This window comes from Acetonema longum DSM 6540 (assembly GCF_000219125.1).
GTDB lineage: Bacteria > Bacillota > Negativicutes > Sporomusales > Acetonemataceae > Acetonema > Acetonema longum.
In genome coordinates this window covers 1-18,986 of sequence record NZ_AFGF01000049.1, presented here as the reverse complement: position 1 = coordinate 18,986, position 18,986 = coordinate 1, and the positions used below count along the sequence as shown (strand labels likewise).

Below are 18,986 nucleotides of genomic sequence, written 5' to 3'. Positions count from 1 at the left end.
TGCACTGGGGCGTCCCATGCGGTACAATATGTAAGGTGTGCCTTGGAACCTTGGAAAGGGTGAGTACGTGGAGTTTTTAACGGAATTTTTTCAGAGCTACGGACTTGTTGGATTGTTTATTGTAGCTTTTGTCGAATCTTTTATATCCCCGATACTGCCTGATGTTGTATTGATCCCGATGGCGCTGGCCAATCCGGAGCAGGCGATTTTTTATTCGGTTGTCGCCACTGTCGCCTCGGTGTTGGGCGGTTTTGTCGGTTATTTTATCGGGGCCCGGTTTGGCATTCCTCTGGTGAAAAAAATGGTGCCGGCGGCTCAGGTAGAGTCGATTCGCGGCTGGATTACCACTTATGGGGGCTGGGCGATTTTCCTGGCGGCAATGGCGCCCATTCCTTATAAATTTGTCAGCATCAGCGCCGGAGTTTTCCGGGTGAATATCGTTGTCTTCGTGATGGCTTCCGCCCTGGGCCGGGCCAAGAGGTTTGTGATAGAGGGCGTCCTGATCTACCTCTACGGCAATCAGGCCGTCGAATTGATTGCCAAATTGTCCGATGACATCCTGATCGGTTCGCTGGTGATCGCCGCGGTGGCGATTGGGATGTATGGCTATAAGAAGTGGAAGCAGAAGACCCAATAAAAATAAATCCCGCAGTCACTGCAAAGACGGGCAGTTGCTGCGGAATTTTTTTTGATGTCTGATCAAATCAGGCGATCAGGATTGGGTTTCAGCAAATCACTTTTGCATTTGTTGCAAAGTCGATCGCGGGAAATCAGGTCGCCGCATTTTTCGCAAGGATAGGTGATCCTGAAACTGCCGTATAATTTGCCGGCTTTATTGAATTCCAGGATGGTTTTCACTTTAAGGCCGGTTGCTTCGGCGATTTCAAATACGGAAGCAGAATCCCGATCCAGCCTGTTCATGAAGTCGTGGATAATGGCAATGTCCTTTTCCTGCTGACTGTTGCAGTCCGGACAAATGCCCTTCCAGTTGTCGACATAAAGCACCCCGCAAAGCGGGCAGTTCATTAATTTCATTGCACACACCTCATTAGTTCGATTATCAGTGAATAAAGAGTTTTTAGCTTGCTAAAAGACTGCTTTTTTGTAGAATAAACGATCATTTTATAAACTTCGACAGATTTTACGCCTTTTTAAATTATTATACACTGCCCAGGCTAAGTGGGCATGGGCCTTAAGTCCTATCTCTGTCTTAGAATATTATTGAGAATTATGATTACGCAGGATTAGGATCAAACAACGTTGAAAGAGATTAGCAAGCAACTGTTGAAAGATTCAGTAGAATAAGGAGTGACGGAAGATGAAACCAGCGGTTTTTATTACGGGACTGATACCGCAAGTGGCCTATGAATTGTTGTCCCGGCAGTTCACGGTAACCATGCATCAGGATACCCGGTTATTGACCAAGCAGGAAATCATCAGCGGATTGGCGGGAAAAGACGCGCTTCTCTGCCTATTGTCCGACAGCATTGACGCCGAAGTCATCCGGTCAAATCCGAATTTAAAAATTATCGCTAACTATGGCGCCGGTTTTAATAATATCGACGTAGCCGCGGCTACTGCCGCCAAGATTCCGGTAACCAACACGCCGGCCGTATCCACCGAAGCCACGGCTGATCTGACCATGGGGCTCCTTATCGCCATCGCCCGCCGGATTGTGGAGGGGGATAAAACCACCCGGAGCGGTAAGTTTACCGGCTGGGCGCCTCTGTATCATCTGGGGGTGGAGGTCACGGGTAAGACCCTGGGCATTATCGGCTTGGGAAATATCGGCAAGGCCGTGGTCAAGCGAGCCAAGGGCTTTGACATGCCCGTTATCTATTGGAACCGCACCCGGCTGAACCCTGAGCAGGAAAAGACCCTGGGGGTCGAATACAAACCCCTGGAAGAAGTGATCCGGCAGGCGGATTTCCTTTCACTGCATCTGAGTTTCCATCCTTCCCTTAAACATATGATCGGAGCCAAAGAACTGGCCGGTATGAAACCGTCCGCCTATCTGATCAATGCCGCCAGGGGGCCGCTGGTGGATGAGGCAGCTTTGCTTGCGGCTCTGCGCAGCAAAACGATTGCCGGCGCCGCTCTGGATGTATACGAATTTGAACCGAAGGTGACCCAGGGGCTGGAGGAACTGGATAATGTGATCCTTTGCCCCCATCTGGGCAATGCCTCGGTGGAAACCCGCAACGCCATGGCCGAGATTGCCGCCGGCAACATTATCGCCGTCCTGAACGGGGAAAAGCCCAAGACCTGTGTGAATAAAACGATATACGAATGACTGCTATACCGGTCTAGAGGAAAGTGACCCCTTGTATCCAGAATCATTCTGGTACGAGGGGTCATTTTTGATACATCTGGATTTAGCGACGGACCCGAAAGAAGGAGAGTTAATCAGAACTGCTGTCTTTGCCGCCGTATACTTTCTTCAATAAGGTCGATTTGCGCAATGCCGGGCAGCCGCATGTCTGGGTGGCGTCCGCAGCCCGCAGGGCATCCAGCACGAGGAGTCCCATCCGGGGCGCGTCCTGCTGGAAAATATCGGCCAGGTCGGCATGCCGCCAATCCTTGACCACTCCTTCCCCGTAGTTGACTACCAGGTACACGCCCGCATAACAGGCGCCGATCTCCCGGGCCAGGTATACTTCGGGGCAGAGGCTCTGGCCGACAATGTCGCCGTGGCCGCGGTACATGGCAATTTCCGCCGGGCTCTCAAAATGGCGCCCATCGGTAACCATATATACCCCGCGGGGGAACACTCTCCCCAGGGGCTGGTTCCCGGCCGCAGTCACCAGCTGGCGGTGAAGATCCGGGCAGATTGCCTGCCGCATCACCAGGAGATAATGGCCTTCCAGCCCCACATCCTTCCGGACGGACTGATCGATATAATCGGTAGGCACGACAATATCCCGGAGGTCTAACAGGTGGTTGATGCTGCCCACGCCGCCCTCGGCAATGATTTTTTTGACTCCCGCTTCTCGCAGCACCCAGAAAAGCTGACGGGAGGCGTCAGCCCGGCCGACCCCGGACCGCCAGCCGTGCATCCGGCAGGTCAAGACCCGTTTATCCCCCAGGGTAAACAGGGTAAAGGCCGGACTTGTACCGTACGGGGTATCAAAGACCAGATTTTGTTCCAGAACTGTTACATCCGGCTGGTTCAAAGCGCCGGGAAAATCCGTCCCCAGCGTTCCTGAACCGCCGATCACGGCGTAGGCTGCTGCCGGTACCGTCATATTCATATTTATTTCCCCTCCTCAAAGCACCGGATGATCCGGTAGCAGGTATCCCGTTCCGCCGGGATTTTGCCGGCAGCGCGAATCATCCGGACCATCGCCGCCACCGACATTTCATAAGCGACTCCTGCCGCCCGCACCACATTTTCCTCCAGCATAATGCTGCCCAGGTCATTGGCGCCAAAAGCCAGGGTTATCTGCCCGGTCTGCTGCCCCTGAGTCAGCCATGATCCCTGTATGTGGGGGATATTGTCCAAAAACAGCCGTGCCATGGCAAGGGTGCGCAGATATTCCCAGGCCGAGGCCTTCTCGCCGCCCAGGGCGGTGTTTACGGGCTGAAAGGACCAGATGATAAAGGCGCGAAACCCGCCTGTTTCATCCTGAAGCTCCCGGATTTTCCGGAGATGCTCCACCCGCTGGGTCAAAGACTCGCCCAATCCAATGACCATGGTGGCCGTTGATGCGATCCCTAACTGATGCGCCGTCCGCATCACTTCCAGCCAGCGGCTGGCGCTGATTTTGCGGGGACTGACCCGCAGGCGCACCGCATCCTCCAGGATCTCCGCGCCGCCTCCCGGCAGGGAATCCAGTCCGGCAGCCTGAAGCCGGGTCAGCGTTTGGCTCAGGCTCAGCCCTTCCCGCCGGGCAATGGCGTCGATTTCAGCCGGAGACAGGGAATGGACGGTAATGTGGAACCGCTCCTTGATGCCGTGAAAGAGACCGGTAAAATAGTCAAGCCCAAGGGCAGGATTCAGGCCGCCCTGGAGCATGATCTGCGTGGCTCCCGCCGCCACCGCCTCGGCGATTTTGGCGTAGATGGACTCATGGTCCAGCACATATCCCGCCGCGTGTCCGGGCTGCCGGAAAAAGCGCAAAAACGGCACTCGCTCTCACAGATATTGGTGTAGTTGATGTTGCGGTCAACAATAAACGTCACGGTATCGCCGGGGTGAAAGCGCTGCCGCACTGTGTCGGCAGCCACCCCCAGTTCCAGAATGTCGCCTGACTTCAACAGAGCTTCCGCCGCCGGCGGTTCCAGGCGGCGCCCGTTTGCAATCGCCGCCAGGTCAACCTTTGTGTCCATGTTATACCTCCGCAAAATTCAGCCGGGTTACCGGCGGGCAAACCTCCAGCGTATGGGCCCGCCGATAATATTCCAGCAGTCCCGCTTGCTGCTCGCCGCTGAAATCAAACTCCAGGCTCAGAAAATAGTCCTCCAGAAAGGCAGCGTCATAGATTTCCCACTTCGCCGCCTCCCGGGCCACCGTGCCCAGCCGGTCCAGGCTGTAGCGCATCGATCCGAGCAGGGAGCGGCACACATCCCGCACAAGCTGCGGCTGATTTTGCGCAAACTCCCGCCGCACCGCCCAGACGGCAAAGACCATTTTCCGTCCTGTCATCGCCAGCCATTCCTGCCCGAGATCGTACAAGGCCAGATCTTCGGATTTCCGGTAAGCGGCCTGCAGTGCAGGGTCGCCAATCAGCAGGGCCGCTTCCGCTTCCCGCAGCATGTCCGGCAGCTCCGGCGGGCAGGTGAAATATTCCGGACCGAGCTGGTAGCGGTCCCTCAGGATGATCTTCAGGAGGGCCTGGGAGGTTGCCGAAGTGTTGGTCAGCGCTAAGGGCTGCTTGTCCAGGCCGGCAATCGGCCGCCGGCTGACCAGATAAACGGATTTGACCGGCCCGTTGCAGCTGATAGACAGGCCGGGCAGCAGCAGCAAATCGTCCTGATGGCGGGCGTACTCAATAGAGGAAATGGGCGAAATGTCCAGCCGCCCTTCCGGCAGCCAGCGGTTCAGCTCCGCCGGCGTGCCTTTGGTCAATTCCACATCCAGGAGCACATCGTTTTTCACTAAGCCGTAATACAAAGGGTAGCAATTGAGAAACTGGATATGACCGACTCTAGGACGCACCGGCCACACTCCCTTCGTAGGTACGGAGCACATTATAGACCGTATCCCGCTCGGCCGGGACATACCCCGCCTCCCGGATCAGTTTCAATAAGTCCTCTTTGGTAATCCCCTGGGCAGTCTTGGCCCCGGCGGCATGGGTAATCTTTTCTTCCATCACCGTACCGTCGAGGTCGTCCACGCCGAAAGTCAGGGATACCTGGGCCAAAGGCACGCTCAGCATGATCCAGAAGGCTTTGATGTGCGCAAAATTATCCAGCATCAGGCGGGCGATGGCAATGGTTTTTAAATCCTCCCAGGCAGTCGTCCGCCGGATCTCGGACAACCGGGTATTTTCCGGGTGAAACGGCAGGGGGATAAAGGACTGAAAGCCGCCGGTCTCGTCCTGAAGGGCCCGGAGGGCCAGCAGGTGATCGATGCGTTCCTCAACGGTCTCAATATGGCCATACAGCATGGTGGCGTTGGTTTTCAGCCCCAGCCGGTGGGCGGTGCGCATAACTTCCAGCCATTCCTCGCCGCTGGCCTTTTTGGCGCATAATTCCGCCCTGACCCGCGGGCTGAACACCTCCGCGCCTCCGCCCGGCAGCGACCCCAGCCCCGCTTCTTTTAAAGCCGCCAGCACTGCCTGGACGGACATCCCGGAAATTTTGGCGAAATAAGCGATTTCCACCGCGGTAAAAGCCTGGATGTGAAGATGGGGATGGGCCTGATGCAAACGGCGGATCATATCCAGGTAATACGCAAAGGGCAAATCCGGATGGAGGGAGCTCACGATGTGTAATTCCGTCAAATCCGGCAGCGCCGCCGCCTGGCCGGCGATTGCCATAACCCGCTCGGGGTCCATCACATAAGCCTCCCGGGCGTCCTTGTCCACGCCAAACGCGCAGAACTTGCAGCGGGACATGCAGATATTGCTCAAATTGATATGCCGGTTCACATTAAAGTATACCTGCTCTCCTGTCTTTCTCTGCTTTACCTGCCGGGCCAACTTTCCCAGCCAAAGCAGATCCTGGCTCTCGTACAGCAGCAAGCCGTCCGTCTTGGTCAGGCGCTCGCCGCGAGCCACTTTTTCTGCAATTGTCGCTAAATCTTGGTTCATGGTTTCCAATCTCCTCGAGAAAATTTCTTTTCGGAAAGGTATTTATTTACAAATTTCCTGTTCCTCTAACCTTATTCGCCTTTATACCAGGTTTTCCTCCAATATTTTCTGGTGCGGCCCTCTTCCGGACTGTTTCCGGCCCAGACACAGACTGCCGACGCCACAGCTATTGATTGCCTTCCCGGAAAGGAATAAATCACATCTGCGTTAACGGGAAAAAGAAAAAGCACAAAATTCTTGACAGACCCCAGGAGAACTCCTGCGGCTAAAACCCGAAGATTCGTGTGAATAAGACTATTTATGAATGACGGTTATAGCCGGTCCGGTTGATGGGGCAGAAGCACATGCCAGCCGGTCTGCGAGCTGCTGGATTCTATTGTATAGCGGACCGGCCTGCCATACCTCTCCCACGTCTGGTTTAAGTTGACCGGCTGTTCCGGGGATACATCCTGGCCGGTTTCTATGGCCGCTCCGGCTGAAACCGGCTTCGGAAGAAGGACGGCGGTTCGCATCCTGTTGACGAGAATAAAGGCTGCAGCCGCCAGAAGACGTGACATAGGAAGTCCCTCCCCAATGCTCTTTAATGGATAATATGACGAAGATGCGGCAGATGCTCCCGCTGTAACAGACAAAAAAAGGCTGCATGCGCTTGAATAAGCGCATGCAGCCTTTTAACTGTGAGAAGGGAGCGCGTTGTCAGATATACCGGCGTGCTCCCAGGTATCTTGATTTGTAATAATTTTCGTCCAGAGAGGAAATCGTGACTTGTTTTGCGCCGGAACCGGCGTGGACGAATTTACGGTTTCCCAGATAGAAACCTACATGGGAAGCCCCCGGTTTGTAGGTGGTAAAGAAGACCAGGTCACCGACCTGCAGGTTGGATTCCTTGATCTTGGCGCCGGTGTTATACTGTTCGGCCGCTGTACGGGGAATGGTGATACCATGCTGCTTCATTACATATTGGGTAAAGCCGGAGCAGTCAAACCCTTTCGGAGTCGAGCCTCCCCATACGTAGGGGACGCCCATATATTTCTGAGCCGTATTCACAATGGCCAGGCCGGTCTTAGCGGCGCCTTTGGAATTCGTTGTCGCGCCTAAAGTGTCATTGGCCCGAACCGGTTTGTCATCCGATTGGCTCAGATTGTTGAATAAGGAGCCAATTAACAGGCCCAGCAAAACATCAATTATGCTTCCGCCCGAGCCGGAAGAAGCCTGAGTCTTTGATGTTTGTCCCAAAAGATCGCTGATCGAAAAGGCGTAGGCAGGTGTAGCCGGCACGAGCAGGGCGACGCTCAGACTGAATAGCAGCACGAAAGTAATCGGTAATTTGCATTTGTGCATTCGTCGAGCCTCCTGTTTCATTAGTTTACATAATGTGTTTATCATATCATATCAGGTGAAATTCGACAATGTAAAAAAATTGCCAGGATGGCAGGAGAGGAAAAGATTAGAGCGGCAAAGAATATAATAAAAAATAGGCAGGTGAGATATATGAGTATAGCCACGACGAACATGGCGCCTCTGATTCACAAGGCAGCGGCAGCCCATTATTTGACCCGTGATGAGCTGGAATTGATCCTGAATGATGACGGCTGCAACGATGCCTTGTTCCGGGCTGCCGATAAGGTGCGTCGGCAGTATGTGGGCGATGAGGTGCATTTGCGGGGGTTGATCGAGTTTTCGAATATCTGCAGGCAAAACTGCTGCTATTGCGGCTTGCGGCGGGATAACCCCCATGTGCGCCGCTACCGGCTGGCGGAAGATACGATTGTGGACTTCGCAGCCAAAGCTGCTTCTTATGGCTATAGGACCGTGGTTTTGCAGTCGGGAGAAGACGAATATTTTACTGTGGAGCGAATCTGCTCGGTGGTCCGCCGGATCAAGGAGTTCGGTCTGGCGATTACTCTGAGTATTGGCGAGAAATCCTTCGCCGAATATCAAGCCTACCGGGAAGCCGGCGCCGACCGTTATCTCCTGCGGATTGAAACGACCGACCGGCAGCTGTACGAAGACCTGGATCCCGGCATGGAGCTGGCCAACCGGGTGCGGTGCCTGGACGATTTGCGCACCCTGGGTTATGAAGTGGGGACCGGCTGTCTGGTAGGACTGCCGGGACAGACCATGGCTTCCCTGGCTGACGATATCCTGTATTTTCGGGCTCTTGACGCGGATATGATCGGGATCGGACCGTTCATTCCCCATCCCGACACGCCTTTGGCAGCGGCAAAAGGCGGCGATGTAATTCTGAGTATGAAGGTTATGGCCCTGATTCGCCTGCTGCTGCCTTACAGCAATATCCCGGCCACAACGGCGATGGAGACCCTGCACCCTAACGGCCGGATACTGGCTCTCCAGAGCGGCGCCAATGTGGTTATGCCTAACGTGACCGAAGGCGAATACCGGCAATGGTATCAGCTATATCCCGGCAAAATTTGCGTCAATGATACGCCGGCCCACTGCCGCTCCTGCATTACCGGTAAAATCGCAGCCATCGGCCGCCCAGTCGCGACGACTCACGGATTTCGTCAGCGTAATTCCTCTCATAACGCAATATGATAGTGATTATAATAATAAAGCCGCGATCCCAAGACGGAATCGCGGCTTCATTATTATAAAATGTCTCAAACTATCTGCGGCCTCGAACCAGGGCCCTTTTCAACGGTCCCCTCCTTTTCGAGTTAGCCAGCTGACTAACTCCTGCCCATCATGGACGCCGTGGCGCGGCACCCAGCCTTTTTTGTCCAGCCAATGGCGCACCGCGGCCTCTGATTCCGGTCGGATCAGGAGGACCTGGGGGCCAGCCCGGCCAATGACCGCGTTGGCTAGTTTAGACTGGGCCAGCAGTTCTTGCGCCATGATCTCAGATTCGCAGGCCAGGATCAGGCAGCGGGCCAAAAGAGTCCGGTCAAAGGCCGCCCCCCAGGTGAGGATCATCTGCCGGACATTATCCGGGATGGGGGATTTGCTGAACTCTTCCAGCTTAGCCAACAGTTGGTCAATGCTGCCGCCGGCTTTTTGCGCCGCAATCAGCCGGTCACGGGAGAATCTTCCCTGGTAGAGGTAATCTTGGACCTGGCCGGCGGTAAACACGGCTAACAGCCATAATAATTCCGGATCGGCAGCCCGGGGCAGGAAAAAAGAGAGATCGGGCTGGATGATCAGGTCCCGGCCAATTGTTCCCTGATTCGCTGCCGAGTCCCAGGCGGCAAGCAGGTTCTCAACCTCCGGCAGAATTTTTTCCGTTTGTCCTGCCGTATGAATCAGGCGGTGAATTTCCATCTGTTTGCGGCCGGCATGATGAGGCCACCACCGGGCCAGGGATTCGCCCACCGGGCTCAGGCGCCAGAAAGGGCGGCTTTGCCGGGAGTTTTGCTGGGACCAGGGAGTATGCTGCTCAGCTGTGGTTTTTTCAAAGAATCCCAGGTAGTGCAGAGCCTCAAACAGCAGCGTGTAGTAAGAGCATTCCGTGTCAAAGGCATCCAGATATTGACGCCTTTTAGCCGCCATCATCGGCAGGAACAAAGCTGCGCCTGTGCGCCATTGCCGCCGCTGCTCCAGGCCGGCGCTCAGCAGGCTCTGGACATAATCCAGATGTTCATGCGTGGAGTAGGCCAGGGCTTTTAGCCAGTGGCGCCACAGCCACAGCAGTTTTCTCGAATAAGGAAGGACCAGGTATTGCCGCCATTTGGCTTCATGCAGCAGCAGCCGCTGCGTATCGTCTTCATCGGCCTGGGGGGAGATGATGCCGGACTGTTCCAAAAAGTCCAGCAGCAGTTCCAGCCGCGGCGGATATTGATTGGCAGGAGCCTTTTCCCAATCGGCAGCTATGCCGGGACTTAAACGGGCCACAATTTGCCGCAGAGCTGTTTTGGTGATGATCCGACGGGCGGTGAGTTTGGGTCTTTCTACATAAATATAGGCGGCCAACTCATACAAATCATGGAGCCACTGACCCTCCGGGGCAGTGGCCGGCCGGGAAGGCTCAATTTCAGCCATGATGAAGCGGCGCAGCGAGTCAATATATGGTATGCCGGCCGCCAGTTCTTCCGGCAGCAGAGCCAGAGACGGAGCGGCTACGATCACCCATCCTGCTTTTTGCAGCTGGCCCAGAATGGGCAGAACCGGTTTGGCAAATTGCTGCTGCAAAACGCCGATTTCCATCGTTTTGCCGGGATGACCGGTCAAAAATCTTAATACCTGCTGCTCATCTGGCGTCAGCCTGAGAAAGAAGGCCGACAGCCTGACCAGGTTCATCATGCTCTGACGCAGCCGTTTGACAATATCCTGCTGGGGCCAGTAGGGGATCTGAAACAGGCGCAGCAGGGGCTCCAACATGCCGGGTTGCAAGGCGTAAAGATCCTCTAGCGTATACAATTTGTCAGCTGTCAAAGATATTGTTTTTGCGCCCAAGATTCCACCCTCCTTTAGCGAATCAGCGAATCCTATCAGACATCGCGAATAATATATTGATACCCCTGTTCTGTCAGAAATAACTGCCGATGGTGGGAAAACTCCTGCTCCCGGGAGTCCTTGGAAACCACGGTATAGAAATAAGCGCCGCGGCCATCGGCCTTGGGGCGCAGGATGCGGCCCAGGCGCTGGGCTTCTTCCTGACGGGAGCCAAAGGCTCCTGAAACCTGGATGGCTACCGAGGCATCCGGCAGATCAATGGCAAAATTGGCCACTTTGGATACCACCAACAACGGAATCCGGCCCTGACGAAAGTCCTCATATAGTTCATCCCGTTTGGCCGAAGCAGTCTTGCCGGTGATCAGCGGCGCGTTCAACTCTGCCGCCAGAATTTCCAGTTGTTTGATATATTGGCCAATGACCAGGATGCTTTCTCCCTGATGATTGGCGATCAAGTCCTTGACCACCGCCAGTTTGGCGGGATTTTCGGCTTCCAGGCGATAAGCGATTTTATCGCCTGACTGGGCGCATTCCAGTCTCAGGTCCAGGCTCATAGGAACGCGGAGCTCGCTGCAGACAGTAGGTGCGATCCAGCCGTCCCGCTCCAGCTCCCGCCAGGGGATATCCACTTTTTTCGGCCCGATCAGGGTGAACACATCCGTCTCCCGCCCGTCCTCCCGGATGAGAGTGGCGGTCAGTCCTAAGCGGCGCCTGGCCTGGAGTTCGGCGGTAACCTGAAAGACCGGCGCCGGCAGGGTGTGCACCTCATCATAAATGATGAAGCCCCAGGGCCGGCTGTTGAACAGCTGAAAATGGGGAAAAGGACCGTCTTTTTCCGGGCGGTAGGTAATCATCTGGTAGGTGGTTACCGTTATCGGCCGGACATCTTTCCGGTCGGCGGAGTATTCACCCACCTCATCAGGCGTCAAAGAGGTTTTATCCAGCAGTTCCCGGATCCATTGCCGCACCGCCGTAGTAGAAGTGGTCAGAATCAGCGTATTGGTCTGGACCTGAGCCATAACCCCCAGGCCGATGACGGTTTTGCCGGCGCCGCAGGGAAGGACCAGCACGCCGGAACCGCCGGTGGCCAGGCCGTTGGCGTGAAAAATATTGACCGCCTCGTTCTGGTAGGGTCTGAGGCCGAAGGACTGACCGGCAGCGGTGGTTTCCCGCAAGTGGATCGCCAGGGGTTCGCCTTCGATGTAGCCGGCCAGATCTTCCACCGGATAGCCGATGCGGATCAGTGCCTGCTTAATGATGCCCCGCTTGCCGGCCGGCACTAACAGGGTGTTTTCATTCAGCCTTCCGGCCAGATGCTTCCGGATATCTTTTTGTCTGTCAATGGCTGTAATCGTAGGACTGTCATGGGAATATAAAAATAGATATTCGTCTGTCGGCAGGTCAAAGCCCAGCCCGGCAGCGGAAATATCCGGCGCCTGGGCCAGGAGCTTGACCAGCCCATACCGGGCCATGTAATGGCCGATTTCCCGGCGGATGTTGTCCGGTAAAGGAAACTTGGCGTTCTGTTCCAGAAAGGTTATGATCGCCTCCGGCTTACGGCCGGCGCAGGCTGCGTTCCAAAGTGACAGAGGGGTAATGCGATAGGTATGAATATGCTCCGGGCTTTTTTCCAGGTCGGCAAACACTGCCAGGTCAACCCGGACGGTCTCAAATTCCGGATGATGGACCTCTGCCAAAACGGAAAAATCACTTTGGATAATGAGGGGATTTGCAGGATTATACACTAGGGTGTCCTCCTGGAAAGATTATAGATAAAACAGCTGGAAGTAAACCAAGCCAATGGCGCTGATTAAAAGCGTCAAGGGCAGACCGATGCGCATATATTCAACAAAACCGATGGAGACGTGTTCCCGTTTGGCGATTTCCACCACAATCAGATTGGCGATGGAGCCGGTAATGGTCAGATTGCCGGCGAAGGTACTGAATATCGCCATGCCAGACCACCAGACGCCACTAATATCGGTTGCCGGAATGAAAAACTTCAGCAGCAGCACAGCCGGTACATTGCTGAAGATATTGGAAAGAACAAGGGTCAGGACCGCAAACAAGGGGAAAATCGAAAAATCGATAAAGGACAGCCGCTCCATCAGCCAACCCATGAGACCGCTTTTTTCCACTCCGCCGATGACGATGAACAGGCCGGTAAAGATAACCAGAAGGTTAAAATCAATGCTGGCATAAACCTTATTCGGTTTGAGGCGGCGGGTAATCAGGAGATAAGCGGCTCCCAGACCGGCTACGACCACCGGCTCGCAGCCGGTGACAAAGCCGGTCAGGATAAAGGCGGTGACCCAGAGGCTTTTCCTCACCAGATGCCGGTGATAGACCACACCTGTCAGTTGTCCGGCCGTTAAGGGACCGGTCAGTGCATCCCGGTAAAAGAAGCGGATGAGATAGTAGTTGATTGCCAGACCGACTAAGGCCAGAGGAGCAGCGACGATCAGGTACTGAACAAAAGACAGGCGGGATAAGCTGCCGATCAGCATGTTCTGCGGGTTGCCGATCAAAGTGGCGGCGCTGCCCACATTGGAGGCGGTGGCTACGCCGATCAGGTAGGGGACCGGCGGCAGCTGGGCTCTTTGGCAGATAATCAAAACGATAGGGGTAAACAACAGACAAATGATATCATTGACAAAAAGCGCCGAAAGCATCCCGCTTGCGGCAACTACAGCCCCCAGAAGCTGATTTTTTGTTCGGAGCCGCGTCAGCATGAGATTGCCTACCCACTGAAAAAAACCGGACAATTTCAGGTAGGCAGTCAGAATCATCATCGAGAACAGCAGGGCAATCGTGCGAAAGTCAATGAATTGTGTGGCCTGGTCAAAGGTCAGAATACCGCTGGCAATGGTAAGCGCTGCGCCGATAATCGCCGCTCCGGCGCGGTCTACGCGGAAGAAAGGGCTTTTGCCCAGGGCAAAGACGACAAAAGTGCCGGTCAGGATGACGGCGGCGAGGAAGATCATTGGCTGCATGGGTAACCCCTTCTCTTTGCTGCATTTCAAGCTGTTTAAACCGAGAGCAAATTATAGTCTAAAGTATTCGCTGCAGGAGGAATGATTCCTGCCTGGGGCCGCACCCGGCAGGTCGGGCGGGCAAAAGCTGCTTGACAAACAATAAATGGCCGGCATATAATAAAATGTATACGGTATACAAAGATGATAATCCAGACGAGTGTGCCTAGGGATCCGCGGCGTAAAGCCGGCGAACCGAGCGGCACAGGCGCAGCGAAGCGCTACACCGTGGGTATAAAAGACCCCAGCGGAAGGTCGTATTGTACGACTTTCCGCTGGGGTTATCTTTTTTCTGAATAGTTATACCGGACATATTTTTAGAAAGAATAAGGAGGCATGAACATGAGCACACAAACCACTCCCGGCGTGAATCCGATTCAACCCACCAAAGGACGTGTTATGTTAGTCCTAATTCTCTTTTTTACCCTGATGGTGGCTTATCTGGATCGAGTCAATGTGTCGGTACTGGTAGCCGATCCCACGTTTCTGGGTGATATGGGGATTAAAGACCAACCGGTCAGAATGGGATTATTAATGACCCTCTTTTTGATCGCCTATGGCGTGGCCAATGTAGTGACCGGTCCTCTGGGTGATTACATGGGACCCCGTAAAGCCATGGCCCTGTCCATCTTATTGTGGGCGGTCGCGGTATTATTGGGCGGTATGGCCACCAGTTTCGCCGTTATGCTGGCAGCCAGGGTGGTTTTGGGCATTGGCGAAGGCATGCACTGGCCCATGCAGAGTTCTTTTGTAAAAAGCTGGTTTCCTCCCGCCGAACGGGGCAAAGCTAATTCAGTCTGGCTCTTGGGTCTGATGGTAGGCCCGGCTGTGGCTATGCCGGTACTGGCTGCTATCGTGGCTGAGACGGGCTGGCGATTTAGCTTCTATATGCTGGGTGCTCTCGGCATGGTTCCACTGCTTTTGATTTGGTATTTCACCGCTGATCGTCCTCGCGACAGCAAGATGGTCAATCAGGCTGAACTGGACTATATTGAGACAGCTCTTAAAGCCGAGGCTGAGGCCGAAGCCGCCGCACCGGTGACCAGTTTGGCGGAACGGCTAAAATCCTTCATTTACAACTACCGTTTCTGGCTGGTGACATTTAATTATTTCGTCATTGCCTGTATTTGGTGGGGTATGATGGCCTGGCTTCCTTCCTACCTCAAGGTTGCCCGGGGGTTCTCCTGGTCCCAGATGGGCGCCCTGTCGGCTCTGCCGTATGTCATGGGAACTCTGAGCGTTCTCCTGGTGGGCCACTTGTCTGACCGGCTGGGCCGGAAAGCGCCCTTTATGGCTATTGGCCATTTTGGCGCAGCCGTATTTATTTATCTTGGCGCCGTTGCCGCTGACAATTGGACCAGCGCCATTTATCTGTCACTGGGAATCGCCCTGATCGGCGGAGCTCTGCCTCCTTCCTGGTCGCTGCTGCAGCTGATTGTTCCCGGTAAGGCCGTCGGCGCCGGCGCCGGTATGATGAACGGCCTGTCCAACGGCGGTTCAGCCTTTTCGCCGGTTTTAATCGGATGGTTCATCAGCTTGTCCGGTTCCTATTTCGGAGGTCTGTTATTCCTGGTGAGCCTGGCTGTGTTAGCCGGGTTGGCAATGCTGGTGTTGAGCTGGCAAAAATACTAAGCCAATTAGTCGGGAAAATGAGCGGCGGGCAATCTATTTTAGTAAGCCGCAATGATTCGGTCAGGTGTCACTATAAAGGAGGATGAACATGGCTGATAAAATTGTTGAATTTGGCTTTGGCAGTCAAACCGTGAAATTCGCCTTACCGGCGGAAAAAATAATAAACGAAATCGAAGGGCAGCCGGCGCAGCCGATTACAGACGTACCTGCCGCTTTACGGCAAGCTCTGAGCAATCCGATTGATTCGCCGCCATTGAAGAAGTTGGTAGCCAAGGGCGATAAAGTCGCCATTATCGGCAGCGATATTACCCGCGCCTGGATCAAGTACGAACAATTCCTGCCCGCCTTGCTGGATGAACTGAACAGCGCCGGCGTACCGGATTCGGATATGTTTATCGTCGTAGGCTTAGGCGGGCACCGGGCCCATACGCCTCAGGAAGATGAAGCGGTATACGGCAAGGAAGTCTGCCGCCGGGTTAAGATTTACCAGCATGACGCTTTTGACAAAAACAGCCTTTCCTATATCGGCAAAACCAGCCGGGGTGTGGAAGCCTATATTAATAAGAGGGTGGCTGAGGCCGATAAGGTGATTCTGACCGGCGGCATCGTCTACCATCTGATGGCCGGTTTTGGCGGCGGCCGCAAGTCCATCATGCCGGGAATCAGCGCCTATACAAGCATCCAGGGCAATCACCTGCTGTGCATGCACAAGGAAGTAGGCAAAGGAATCAGCTCGGAAGTCGGGTCCAGTCTGAAAGAAGGCAATCCCATGTACGAAGACATGCTGGAAATCGCCGCCCTGGCCAAACCGACATTCTTAGTAAACAGCGTATACACGCCGGAAGGCCAGTTTGCCCGCTTTGTGGCCGGCCATTGGAAAACTGCCTGGGAAGAAGGCTGCCGGGAAGTGGAACGGATCTACGGTATTCCCATTGCCGAAAAGGCCGACCTGGTGGTTGCCTCCTCCGGCGGATTCCCGAAAGACATCAATCTGTATCAGGGATCCAAGACTATTGATAATGCCTACATGGCCGCCAAACCCAACGGCGTGATCATCTGCTTCATGGAATGCCGTGACATCGCCGAGCCGCCTGAATTCAGCGACTGGTTCAAACACCCGACCCTGCTGGATTTTGAGAAGGCTGTGCGGAAGAATTTCACCATCCCCGGTTTCGTGGCTTTCAAATGCGCTGTGATCGCCCGGGAAAATCCTCTGATTGTTGTCACCAAACCGGAGAATGTCGATTTTATCAAGAAAACCGGCATGATTCCCGCTACCAGCGCCGAAGAAGCCCTGGCCATCGCCAAAGAAAAACTCGGTCGGGAGGACTATACTATTACTGTCATGGGACACGCGGCGAATACCGTACCGCTTTATAAAGGTTAAAAAAACATTGACAACCTGTACTGATCTCGATATACTATATAAGTAATCAATTTACAAGACTCCGTAGCTCAGCTGGATAGAGCGTTTGACTACGAATCAAAAGGTCGCAGGTTCGAATCCTGCCGGGGTCGCCATAGGTATATCAAGGGCTTTACGAGGATTTCGTAAAGCCTTTTTTGTTTACGCAATAAAAGGCCGCTTCATTTAGTGAAGGAGGCACGATTTTACAGCAAACAAGAAGTGGAAATTTTCTTTTTATCTCCAGGAAAATTATGCTATACTAAAAACACAGGCTGCTCGGGGGACGGTTAGCTCCTTCCTTTCTAGGAAGGGGGTGGTAGGATGAGTATCTATGAGGCATTGACATTTGCGGTTGCATTTGCCACTCTCATGGTATTGATCACGACCAAAAAGAAATAGCCGCCCCTGCTCAGATGGCGACTATTTCTTAAATAACGTCAACTTGGGCTAACCGTTTTCCGGTTAGACAGCCTGTGGGGGCTGGCGTGTTAGCGCACGTCAGTCCTTTTCTTATATTATACCCAGAGACAGGAAAATATGCAATCAGTCGGGGAAAAATCCCTGCCTGTGGGGCGTAGTTTACTTGCAATTCGTTTGAAATGAGCTATAATTAACATTAGGTGGAAATTAAAGTCACCGTGACCTGAAAGTGCAGGAACACTTCCAGGCCCGCGCAGGTGGTTAAGCACTTACACGTAACAGTCAAGCTGTCCACGACGACATTTTTATTATACAATGTCGCCCGCTTGAATACAAGCGAGGCGCTGCGTGTAATGGAGGTGCCGGCAGGCGGGAGCGGGCTGTGCGACTGCATGCAGCAGAAGATGAAGCCTATTCCCGATACACTGTCAACGGAAGGGCGATTCGCTTACATATTTTCTGACCGCTTTTCTGTTGAGGGCTAGGTAGTCCTGGCTCATTGGTATGGGGATTTAGCATACGACGATGTAAAGCGCATGTGTAGGGTATAAGAACCTCGCATGCGCTTTAATTTCCCCCTATATAAAAGCTGCCCACAAGTGCTTGGCCAGGATAGAAGGCTTTGCTGCAGCTGCTTAGGATAGGGGGTATATAGTTTGTCCGGCGAAGCAGAGAATCCGCGTGTTTTAACAGTCTATTACACATACCCGGGTGGTAGAGGTCAGCGGCCGCTTATCCGGCTGCAGGGAAAATGGCTTGAGGATCTTGGCTTTCAAAGCGGTAATAAAGTGGTGGTCGAAGAACACAGCGGGGTTTTGCTCATAAAAGCTGCGACCAATGCAATGATCGAAAAGGAAAAGGCGGGGTCTGTCCGCTGAAATGCCCCGCCGCCGTTTGTCATGGTATCACACCGGTCTATAATGCTCCCATAAGTGCAAAACAGAGAGACCATAAAGCTTGCATTTTCATTTCGATCGGTTCCTTAGCGGGAAAGCATCTTCCAGCCAGTGCCTGCGTATTGCTCTTTCATCTACAGGCACTTGGATGAATTGAGAATGGGGCTAGAGACTCTAAAACAGTATATTATTCACTCTGAAATGGATTAAGCAATAGATCGGTTAAATAATAAAAGTATGGGTTTAAAGATATTATTGCATCACGGCGCTAAACAGGCAGTTGTAGTGTAGATTATTTATATTGGGAGGGATTAGCATTATGGATGATGAATTGAAAATAAAAATGTACTCATTTACAGTGGATTGCAAAGACCCGCATAAATTAGCAAAATTTTATGCGGCGTTGCTCAAGTGGGAAGTAATGTTTATCGATGAAGATTGGGCATGTGTATACGCTCCGGGAACCAATCAGGGAACATATCCCGGGATATTGTTTCAACGGAATCCTGAGTATAAACCGCCTGTGTGGCCGGCAGAACCTGAAGCTCAACAGCAAATGGCACATATAGACTTCGCGGTTAATGATTTAGAAAAAGCAGTTCAATATGCAATCCATTGTGGAGCAACCATCGCAGATGAGCAATTTTCTAATAATTGGAGAGTTATGCTTGATCCCGCCGGACATCCTTTTTGCTTATGTCAAATGAAATCAATTATCGAGAGTGCCCATTTTGCATTGCTATAAAAAATCACAATATTGAGAGGAAATTAACGATATTCCTGTGAATACGAGTTTAATTGGTAAGATAATTTACGGTATCTGCAAAAACTTTTTTTCACCATTTTTACATAGATATATCAAGGCTTTGCGAGTGATTTCGCAAAGCCTTTTTTGTCGTTTAGAGCAATTTGACAACAAAGCGGTCGAATTGCT

At 53.3% G+C, this 18,986-nt stretch carries 16 protein-coding genes, 1 tRNA gene and 1 pseudogene; 8 read left to right on the top strand and 10 right to left on the bottom strand.

Annotated elements, in window-relative coordinates; all coding sequences use genetic code 11:
* The first annotated feature begins 67 nt into the window (after window positions 1-67).
* Window positions 68-637, top strand: coding sequence for a YqaA family protein (locus tag ALO_RS05545; protein WP_004093760.1), 570 nt, complete (start codon window positions 68-70; stop codon window positions 635-637).
* 62 nt (window positions 638-699) lie between these two features.
* On the opposite strand, the gene ALO_RS05540 is transcribed toward ALO_RS05545, so the two are convergent.
* Window positions 700-1,035, bottom strand: a complete 336-nt coding sequence (locus ALO_RS05540) for a hypothetical protein (RefSeq protein WP_004093758.1) — start codon at window positions 1,033-1,035, stop codon at window positions 700-702.
* 283 nt (window positions 1,036-1,318) lie between these two features.
* Between ALO_RS05540 and ALO_RS05535 the strand changes: the two genes are divergently transcribed.
* The gene (locus ALO_RS05535) at window positions 1,319-2,293 is read left to right on the top strand and encodes a 2-hydroxyacid dehydrogenase family protein (protein ID WP_004093756.1); all 975 of its coding nucleotides are present in this window, start codon (window positions 1,319-1,321) and stop codon (window positions 2,291-2,293) included.
* A gap of 109 nt (window positions 2,294-2,402) precedes the next feature.
* Here ALO_RS05535 and ALO_RS05530 read toward each other — a convergent pair whose 3' ends face one another.
* From ALO_RS05530 to ALO_RS05500, 6 genes and pseudogenes are all read right to left on the bottom strand, one after another.
* A complete protein-coding gene (locus ALO_RS05530; RefSeq protein WP_004093754.1) occupies window positions 2,403-3,251 on the bottom strand; it encodes a phosphorylase family protein in 849 nt (282 codons plus the stop codon).
* Between the two features lie 2 nt (window positions 3,252-3,253).
* A pseudogene (gene mqnC, locus ALO_RS05525) lies at window positions 3,254-4,329 on the bottom strand (cyclic dehypoxanthinyl futalosine synthase).
* A 1-nt stretch (window position 4,330) separates the two neighbouring features.
* The gene (locus tag ALO_RS05515; protein ID WP_004093749.1) at window positions 4,331-5,158 is read right to left on the bottom strand and encodes a menaquinone biosynthetic enzyme MqnA/MqnD family protein; all 828 of its coding nucleotides are present in this window, start codon (window positions 5,156-5,158) and stop codon (window positions 4,331-4,333) included.
* Window positions 5,148-6,254, bottom strand: coding sequence for an aminofutalosine synthase MqnE (gene mqnE, locus ALO_RS05510; RefSeq protein ID WP_004093747.1), 1,107 nt, complete (start codon window positions 6,252-6,254; stop codon window positions 5,148-5,150). Before mqnE ends, ALO_RS05515 begins: the two co-directional genes overlap by 11 nt.
* Window positions 6,255-6,565: 311 nt before the next feature.
* Window positions 6,566-6,811: a hypothetical protein gene (locus ALO_RS05505; protein ID WP_004093745.1), complete on the bottom strand. Its 246-nt coding sequence runs from the start codon at window positions 6,809-6,811 to the stop codon at window positions 6,566-6,568.
* A 139-nt stretch (window positions 6,812-6,950) separates the two neighbouring features.
* Window positions 6,951-7,595 carry a C40 family peptidase gene (locus ALO_RS05500; RefSeq protein ID WP_004093743.1) on the bottom strand — a complete coding sequence of 215 codons (645 nt, stop codon included), beginning with the start codon at window positions 7,593-7,595 and terminating at the stop codon, window positions 6,951-6,953.
* Window positions 7,596-7,766: 171 nt separating this feature from the next.
* Here ALO_RS05500 and hydE point away from each other — a divergent pair, with 171 nt between their 5' ends.
* The gene (gene hydE / locus ALO_RS05495) at window positions 7,767-8,810 is read left to right on the top strand and encodes a [FeFe] hydrogenase H-cluster radical SAM maturase HydE (protein WP_040292834.1); all 1,044 of its coding nucleotides are present in this window, start codon (window positions 7,767-7,769) and stop codon (window positions 8,808-8,810) included.
* Between the two features lie 99 nt (window positions 8,811-8,909).
* Here hydE and ALO_RS05490 read toward each other — a convergent pair whose 3' ends face one another.
* From ALO_RS05490 to ALO_RS05480, 3 genes are read right to left on the bottom strand one after another with little or no spacing between them, the layout of a single operon-like run.
* Window positions 8,910-10,664 (bottom strand): helicase-associated domain-containing protein, encoded by a 1,755-nt coding sequence (locus ALO_RS05490; protein ID WP_004093737.1) that lies wholly within the window; start codon window positions 10,662-10,664, stop codon window positions 8,910-8,912.
* A 35-nt stretch (window positions 10,665-10,699) separates the two neighbouring features.
* Window positions 10,700-12,409 (bottom strand): DNA repair helicase XPB, encoded by a 1,710-nt coding sequence (locus ALO_RS05485; RefSeq protein ID WP_004093735.1) that lies wholly within the window; start codon window positions 12,407-12,409, stop codon window positions 10,700-10,702.
* Window positions 12,410-12,430: 21 nt separating this feature from the next.
* Entirely contained in the window at window positions 12,431-13,657 is a 1,227-nt protein-coding gene (locus tag ALO_RS05480) for an ArsB/NhaD family transporter (protein WP_004093733.1), read from the bottom strand.
* Between the two features lie 381 nt (window positions 13,658-14,038).
* Here ALO_RS05480 and ALO_RS05475 point away from each other — a divergent pair, with 381 nt between their 5' ends.
* The 5 genes from ALO_RS05475 to ALO_RS05455 all read left to right on the top strand — a co-directional run bounded on the left by ALO_RS05475 (window position 14,039) and on the right by ALO_RS05455 (window position 18,797).
* Window positions 14,039-15,328 carry an MFS transporter gene (locus ALO_RS05475; protein ID WP_004093731.1) on the top strand — a complete coding sequence of 430 codons (1,290 nt, stop codon included), beginning with the start codon at window positions 14,039-14,041 and terminating at the stop codon, window positions 15,326-15,328.
* 88 nt (window positions 15,329-15,416) lie between these two features.
* The gene (gene larAH10, locus ALO_RS05470; protein WP_004093730.1) at window positions 15,417-16,715 is read left to right on the top strand and encodes an NPN-dependent 2-hydroxyacid racemase, LarAH10 family; all 1,299 of its coding nucleotides are present in this window, start codon (window positions 15,417-15,419) and stop codon (window positions 16,713-16,715) included.
* 57 nt (window positions 16,716-16,772) lie between these two features.
* Window positions 16,773-16,849: transfer RNA gene (locus ALO_RS05465), tRNA-Arg, on the top strand.
* 963 nt (window positions 16,850-17,812) lie between these two features.
* The gene (locus ALO_RS05460; protein WP_004093726.1) at window positions 17,813-18,034 is read left to right on the top strand and encodes a SymE family type I addiction module toxin; all 222 of its coding nucleotides are present in this window, start codon (window positions 17,813-17,815) and stop codon (window positions 18,032-18,034) included.
* Between the two features lie 337 nt (window positions 18,035-18,371).
* The gene (locus ALO_RS05455) at window positions 18,372-18,797 is read left to right on the top strand and encodes a VOC family protein (RefSeq protein ID WP_004093722.1); all 426 of its coding nucleotides are present in this window, start codon (window positions 18,372-18,374) and stop codon (window positions 18,795-18,797) included.
* The last annotated feature ends 189 nt before the right edge of the window (window positions 18,798-18,986 follow it).